The 6,831-nt window shown below is 56.4% G+C and carries 6 protein-coding genes; all 6 read left to right on the forward strand.

Annotated features, from left to right (window positions below; translation table 11 throughout):
* A complete protein-coding gene (locus JXO50_00555) occupies nucleotides 1-483 on the forward strand; it encodes a CinA family protein (protein ID MBN2331576.1) in 483 nt (160 codons plus the stop codon).
* The gene (gene thpR / locus JXO50_00560; protein MBN2331577.1) at nucleotides 480-1,058 is read left to right on the forward strand and encodes an RNA 2',3'-cyclic phosphodiesterase; all 579 of its coding nucleotides are present in this window, start codon (nucleotides 480-482) and stop codon (nucleotides 1,056-1,058) included. The genes JXO50_00555 and thpR overlap by 4 nt, the downstream gene beginning before the upstream one ends.
* Before the next feature lie 71 nt (nucleotides 1,059-1,129).
* Nucleotides 1,130-2,167 carry a recombinase RecA gene (gene recA, locus JXO50_00565; protein MBN2331578.1) on the forward strand — a complete coding sequence of 346 codons (1,038 nt, stop codon included), beginning with the start codon at nucleotides 1,130-1,132 and terminating at the stop codon, nucleotides 2,165-2,167.
* Complete coding sequence (locus tag JXO50_00570) at nucleotides 2,164-3,333, forward strand: type IV pilus twitching motility protein PilT (protein MBN2331579.1); 1,170 nt, start codon at nucleotides 2,164-2,166, stop codon at nucleotides 3,331-3,333. Before recA ends, JXO50_00570 begins: the two co-directional genes overlap by 4 nt.
* A gap of 5 nt (nucleotides 3,334-3,338) precedes the next feature.
* Nucleotides 3,339-3,788, forward strand: coding sequence for a regulatory protein RecX (locus JXO50_00575; GenBank protein MBN2331580.1), 450 nt, complete (start codon nucleotides 3,339-3,341; stop codon nucleotides 3,786-3,788).
* 212 nt (nucleotides 3,789-4,000) lie between these two features.
* Nucleotides 4,001-6,637, forward strand: a complete 2,637-nt coding sequence (gene alaS, locus JXO50_00580) for an alanine--tRNA ligase (GenBank protein ID MBN2331581.1) — start codon at nucleotides 4,001-4,003, stop codon at nucleotides 6,635-6,637.
* Nucleotides 6,638-6,831 lie beyond the last annotated feature (194 nt).

The raw sequence follows: 6,831 nt of genomic DNA on the forward strand, positions 1-6,831 counted from the left end.
ATGCCTGAATACCAACTGGCTGCCTTGTTGCAGCCTCGATTGTTGTGGCTGGCGGTGGCGGAATCATGTACCGGTGGCCTGATTGCCCACCGGATTACCAATGTCCCGGGCAGTTCGGCCTATTTTGAGCGCGGTCTGGTGACCTACAGCAACCGCGCAAAAATCGATCTGCTTGGTGTTTCGGATGAACTTTTGCAGCGTTGTGGTGCGGTTAGTGCCGAGGTTGCTGAAGCGATGGCCGCCGGCCTGATGGTCCGCACCGGCGCTCAGGCGGTACTGGCAGTTACCGGGATTGCTGGTCCAGGTGGCGGTTCCGGGGCCAAGCCGGTTGGCTTGGTGTATGTTGCCGGTGCCGTTGACGGCCTTGTTGCCGTTGAACGGCACCACTTTAAGGGCGACCGCCTGCAGGTGAAAGAACAGGCGGCCCAAAAGGCCCTGGAACTGCTGGTCCGGCTGCTGGCTGGCAGTGAGTCCGGCTCATGAGACTTTTTCTGGCGGTTGATTTGCCGGATGTTCTGCTTCAGAAGATCACGGATGGTATCCGCCAGCTGCAGGAGCTGGCTGGTGGATTGGGAAATTTCCGCTGGGTGGCGTCTGGAAATATGCATCTGACCTTGAAATTTCTCGGGGAAATGACTGATTCCCAAACAGAAATGCTGATTGACTGTTGTGCTGCCGGCTTCAGGCTGGGGAACGTTACGCTGACACTTGGAAAAACCGGTTTTTTTCCTTCTGCCGTCCGGCCGCGGATCTTCTGGCAAGGGTTTGCTGCCGGTGCTGAGGCGCTGCGGATGATGGCTGCACAGGCGGATGAGTGCGCCGCCCGGGTGGGGGTCCCCCGGGAAGGTCGCTCCTATGTTCCCCACCTGACCCTGGCCAGGATCAAACAGGTGCGCACCAGTCACAGGAGTGCTTTTCGCCGGTTTCAGCAGGTGGCTGAGAATCTGCTGCCGGTGGGCGGGGAATTTTTTGTCGGCGAAAGTGTTTTGTATGAAAGCCGATTGACCTCCTTGGGAGCGGAATACCGCCGGCTGGCTATTTTCCCCATGGAACAGTAATTGTGCAACAACTAAAAGTAATGTTTTTCAACAGAGTGTAATGAAACAGGCGGGGTGAAAAGATGGGTGCTATGGATGCCAATAAGAACAAAGCCATGGATATGGCTGTCAGTCAGATCGAGAAAGAGTACGGCAAGGGTTCCATCATGCGTCTGGGTGATGAGGGGGTTGTCAAAAATATCGCGGTTATTCCCACGGGAGCGTTGAGTTTGGATATCGCTCTGGGAGTTGGGGGTATTCCCCGGGGGCGGGTGGTCGAGATTTACGGTCCCGAGTCGTCGGGAAAAACCACCCTGGCCCTGAGTATTGTCGCCCAGGCCCAGAATAAGGGTGGGGTTGCCGCATTTATCGATGCTGAACATGCCCTTGATGTGAGCTACGCCCGCAACCTCGGGGTTAACACGGAAGAGCTGCTGGTTTCCCAGCCCGACCACGGTGAACAGGCGCTGGAGATTGCTGAAATCCTGGTGCGCAGCGGGGCCATTGATATCGTGGTGGTGGATTCGGTGGCCGCCCTGGTGCCCCGGGCTGAAATCGAAGGTGATATGGGCGATTCCCATATGGGTCTCCAAGCCCGGCTCATGTCCCAGGCCCTGCGCAAGCTGGTGGCCGCCATCAGTAAATCGAAAAGCTCGGTTATTTTTATCAACCAGATCAGGATGAAGATCGGGGTGATGTTTGGTAACCCTGAAACCACCACCGGCGGCAACGCGTTGAAATTTTATTCCACCATCCGGATGGACATCCGCAAAACCGGGACCATTAAAAAAGGTGATGCCATTCTCGGCAATACAACCCGGGTGAAAGTGGTGAAAAACAAGGTGGCGCCGCCCTTCAAGGAAGCTGCTTTTGACATTATCTATGGCCAGGGAATATCGCGGGCTGGAGATGTGCTGGATCTGGCGGTCAAATGTGATATCGTCGAGAAAAGCGGGTCGTGGTATGCCTATGGCGGTGAGCGCCTGGGGCAGGGTCGTGATTTTGTCAGGGAATACCTTCAAGAAAATCAGCAAATTCTCGATACTATTGAACAGGAGGTGAGAGCTTTTCACCATATCCCGCCAGTTGGCGGTGAAAACAATCCTGAGCCAGAAAAGGATAAGGAATGAATGGTATCGATGAAATTCTGAAAACGGCTATGGGCTACAAGGCCTCTGATATCCATCTGAAGGTCGGTGATCCGCCCATCGTCCGGGTTGATGGTCAGCTCTATCCCCTGAAAAACTTTCCCCGCCTCGACGGGCCGGCTCTGAAAGAGATGGCCCAGGGGATCATGGGGCCGCTGGAAAAGGAGCGGTTTGCCGATTTTCATGAGGTGGATTTTGCTTATGGGGTTTCCGGCCTTGGCCGATTCCGGGTCAACGTCTATCAACAGCGGGGCACGCCGGTGATGGTGCTGCGGTCGATTGCCTTTGATATCCCCACGTTTGAGGATCTCAATCTGCCGCCGGTCATTGCCCGGCTGGCGGGGGAAACCAATCGAGGCATGATCCTGGTGACCGGGACCACCGGCTGCGGCAAAAGTACTACCCTGGCCTCAATGATCGACTCCATCAACCGGACACGCAGCGTCAATATTATCACCATTGAGGATCCCATAGAATACCTCCACCATGACCGCCTGAGTATTGTCAGTCAGCGGGAGGTGGGCTTTGATACCAACTCCTTTTCCCTCGCCCTGCGGTCAGCGCTGCGCCAGGATCCCGATGTTATCCTGGTGGGGGAGATGCGTGATCTTGAAACCATAGAAATCGCCCTGACGGCGGCGGAGACCGGGCATCTGGTGCTCAGCACCCTGCATACGGTTGATGCCCTGGAAACCATCAATAGGATTGTCTCAGTGTTCCCGCCCTACCAGCAGACCCAGATTCGCCTGCAGTTGGCTGGCATTCTGAAAGGTGTCGTTTCCCAGCGGCTTATTCCGCGCAAGGATGGCAAAGGGCGGGTGCCGGCCGCCGAGGTGCTGGTGTCTACAGCCCGTATCAGGGAATGTATTGCCGAAAAGGGCAAAACCCTGGAAATCAGGGATGCCATTAGCACGGGTCATACCATTTATGGGATGCAGTCTTTCGACCAGTCGCTCTTTAACCTGTTCAAACGGGGAATGATCACCTATGACGAGGCCCTGCGACAGACCAGCAACCCGGATGATTTTGAATTGAAGGTAAAGGGTATCTCCGGTTCCGACAGTTCTTGGGACGAGTTTGGTGAGGAAACGCCGGCAGCAGAGGGGGACGGCGGTCTCAAGGAAGATGTGGAGCGCTTTGGCAGCTGATTCAAATGGTTATGGATGCCTATCGTAAAGCCCAGGATCTGCTGGCCCGCCGGCCTCATTTTGTGGCGGAGTTGCGAAAAAAACTCCAGACCCGTGGTTTCCCGGCAGAGGATGTTGAAGCGTCGCTCGGCAGGCTGATGGAGCTGGGCTACCTTGATGATCTTGCCCATGGACGTCAGTTGGCCCGGGAATACCTCTGGCGTCGTGGCTACGGTCGGCTGATGATCATCCAGCGGCTGCGACGGAAAGGGGTGGAGCCTTCTCTTGCCCGCCGGATTACTGATGAGCTTTTTGCAGCTGTTGCACCGGTAGAACTGGAAGAGCTTTTCTCCCGGTTGGTTCCTAAAGCCGGCAGGGATCTCTATGCTTATCTTTACCGCCGGGGTTTTCTCCCCGAGGAGATTGAACCGTTTGTTGCTCGAAGTCGGCAAGAGGATGTGCAGGATAACCCGTAACTTGTAAAAAAACAATGATGCTGTAGATGATGGTTCACGCTCATGCTCGCCGGCCGTCCCTGGCCGACTCCGAGATGTCCGCCGCGGATCGCCATCCAGGTAACCCAGCAGGCGCCCAAGACCGCTTTGAACCAAAACTCGGACATTCTGCTCTACTGTAAAGATGAAGCTTTTACGAAGCTGTTAAGATTGATGTGAATAAGGAGACTACCATGACCGGAAATGAGATTCGCCAGAAATTCCTTGCATTTTTCCAGGAGCATGACCATGCCATCGTCAAAAGCTCCGGTCTCATTCCCCTTAATGACCCCACCCTGCTGTTTACCAACGCCGGCATGAATCAGTTTAAGGATGTTTTTCTCGGTCTGGAGAAAAGGGATTACCAGCGGGCTACCACGGCCCAGAAATGTGTTCGGGCTGGCGGCAAGCATAATGATCTGGAAAATGTGGGCCGGACAGCCCGTCACCATACTTTTTTTGAGATGCTGGGCAACTTCTCGTTCGGTGACTATTTCAAGGAGGGGGCGATCAGGTATGCCTGGGAGTTTCTCACTGTCCGCATGGGGCTGCCCACCGATAAACTATGGGTTACCGTTTTTCGTGATGATGATGAGGCCTATGACCTGTGGAAAGAGATGATCGGGGTGCCGGCCGATCGTATTGTCCGGATGGGCGAAAAGGATAATTTCTGGGCCATGGGCGATACCGGTCCCTGCGGCCCCTGTTCGGAGATCCTCATTGACCAGGGCGAGGAGATGAGCTGCGGTGACCAGTGCGGTATCGGCCTGTGCGAGTGTGACCGCTATCTGGAGATCTGGAACCTGGTGTTCATGCAGTACAACCGGGATGCCGCTGGGGTTATGAATCCGCTGCCCAAGCCGAGCATCGACACCGGTATGGGGCTGGAGCGGCTGGCTGCAGTGGTCCAGGGGGTGAAAAGCAACTACGATACCGATCTGCTCCGGGGAATTATCGCCGCCGGTGAAAAGCTTGCCGGCAAAACCTATGGTGAGGATGCCGACCATGATGTGTCCCTGCGGGTGCTGGCCGATCACAGCCGGGCGACCGCTTTTCTGATTGCCGACGGCGTGCTGCCCTCCAATGAAGGGCGTGGGTATGTCCTGCGGCGGATCATGCGCCGCGCCGCCCGCCACGGGAAGCTTTTAGGCATCCATGAACCGTTTCTCTACCGCCTGGCGGAGACGGTGGCCGATCAGATGCAGGAGGCCTATCCCGATCTGGCGGAATCGCTGCCTTTTGTCACCCGGGTGATTGAAAATGAGGAGAAACGGTTTGGCGAAGCGCTGGACCGGGGACTGAAGATCCTTGATGAGGAGCTGGCCAAACTGCGGCAGAATGGGGAGCGGGTGCTGTCGGGTGAGGTGGTCTTCCGACTCTACGACACCTTTGGCTTTCCGGTTGACCTGACCGAGGATATTGTCGAGAAGGAGCAGGTGAGCCTTGATCATGCCGGCTTTGAGGCCCAGATGGAGGCCCAACAGGAAAAGTCCCGCCAGTCCTGGAAAGGCTCAGGCGAAGAGGCGGTGGGTGAAGTCTATAAAAAACTGGCCCAGGAGGGGATTGCCACTGAGTTTGTCGGCTATGACCGTTTTCAGGAGAGCGGCAAGGTATTGTGCCTCCTGAAGGACGGGGAGCAGGTGTCCCGGGCCACTGTTGGCCAGCAGGTGGAGATTATTTTTGACCGGACGCCGTTCTACGGTGAATCCGGCGGCCAGGTCGGCGACCAGGGGCGTGGCGATGGTGATGGCTTTGTGCTTGATATTAAAGCCACCAGCAAGCCGCTGGAGGCGATCTTCGTCCACCATGCGGTGGTCACCGAAGGTTCCCTGGCCCTGGGGGATTCCTGTCGGCTGACCGTCTCCGAAGAGGAGCGGCTGGCGATCCAGCGCCACCATTCGGCCACCCACCTGCTGCAGGCCAAACTCCAGCACGTTCTTGGTGAGCATGTCAAACAGGCCGGTTCCCTGGTTTCCGCCGAGCGGCTGCGGTTTGACTTCAGCCATTTTACCGCCCTGACCGACGAGGAACTGCTGCAGGTGGAAGCTTTGGTCAACCGGGAGATTATGGCCAATCTGCCGGTTTCCACCGAAATCACCACCATGGAGGAGGCGGTCGGCAAGGGGGCGATGGCCATCTTTGGCGAGAAGTACGGCGACCAGGTGCGCATGGTGGCCATGGGCGGTGCCAGTGTTGAGCTGTGCGGCGGTACCCATGTGGGCCGCACCGGCGACATCGGTTTTTTCAAGATTATTTCTGAAAGCGGCATTGCCGCCGGCGTCCGCCGGATTGAAGCCCTGGCCGGCATGGAAGCCTGGCGCCAGGTGGTCCAGGAGGAAAAAATTCTCAAGCAGACGGCGGCAATGCTCAAAGGCGCACCGGCTGAAGTACCGGAAAAGATCACCCGCCTCCAGGAGCAGTTCAAGGAGCAGCAGCGGGAGATCGCCCGCCTGAAGGACAGGCTGCGGGCCGGACCGGCAACCCAGGAACAGGGAGCAGCAGCCCTGGAAACAGTCAATGGTATTCCTCTTTTGGTTTCCCGGGTGGAGTGCGACGACCCCAAAGAGATGCGCCAGATCATGGATGTTTACAAACAGAAGAATCCCACCGGCATTACCGTTCTGGGGGCGGTGGCCGGCGGCAAGGCCCTGCTCATCGCCCATGTGGCTGATTCCTGGCAGCAGCAGCATCCGGCCGGGAAAATCATTGCCCATCTGGCGGCCATGGTCGGCGGCAAGGGCGGCGGCCGGCCGGAACTGGCCCAGGCCGGCGGCCCGGAGGTCAACAAGCTGGATGAGGCCCTGGCACAGGTGAAGGAGCTGATGGGGTAACCTTGTTGTCTTAAAGGAATTGGTTTGAAAAAAAGGGAGCCACTGGTAGTGGCTCCCTTTTTTATGGCTTCAGCCTTTAGACGGTTATAGACAGATAGTTCTATCTCTATAGTACCATAGATGCATAGATGATTTATTGTATAAAGAAAAAAAGTACATAGTATGGGTAATTAAATTAATTTATTATCTCTATC

Source organism: Candidatus Anaeroferrophillus wilburensis (genome assembly GCA_016934315.1).
Lineage (GTDB): Bacteria > Desulfobacterota > Anaeroferrophillalia > Anaeroferrophillales > Anaeroferrophillaceae > Anaeroferrophillus > Anaeroferrophillus wilburensis.

Excerpts from the sequence above, each read along its gene's own strand:
- JXO50_00555 (MBN2331576.1), top strand. The coding sequence starts at position 1 with ATGCCTGAATACCAACTGGCTGCCTTGTTGCAGCCTCGATTGTTGTGG.
- thpR (MBN2331577.1), top strand. The coding sequence starts at position 480 with ATGAGACTTTTTCTGGCGGTTGATTTGCCGGATGTTCTGCTTCAGAAG.
- recA (MBN2331578.1), top strand. The coding sequence starts at position 1,130 with ATGGATGCCAATAAGAACAAAGCCATGGATATGGCTGTCAGTCAGATC.
- JXO50_00570 (MBN2331579.1), top strand. The coding sequence starts at position 2,164 with ATGAATGGTATCGATGAAATTCTGAAAACGGCTATGGGCTACAAGGCC.
- JXO50_00575 (MBN2331580.1), top strand. The coding sequence starts at position 3,339 with ATGGTTATGGATGCCTATCGTAAAGCCCAGGATCTGCTGGCCCGCCGG.
- alaS (MBN2331581.1), top strand. The coding sequence starts at position 4,001 with ATGACCGGAAATGAGATTCGCCAGAAATTCCTTGCATTTTTCCAGGAG.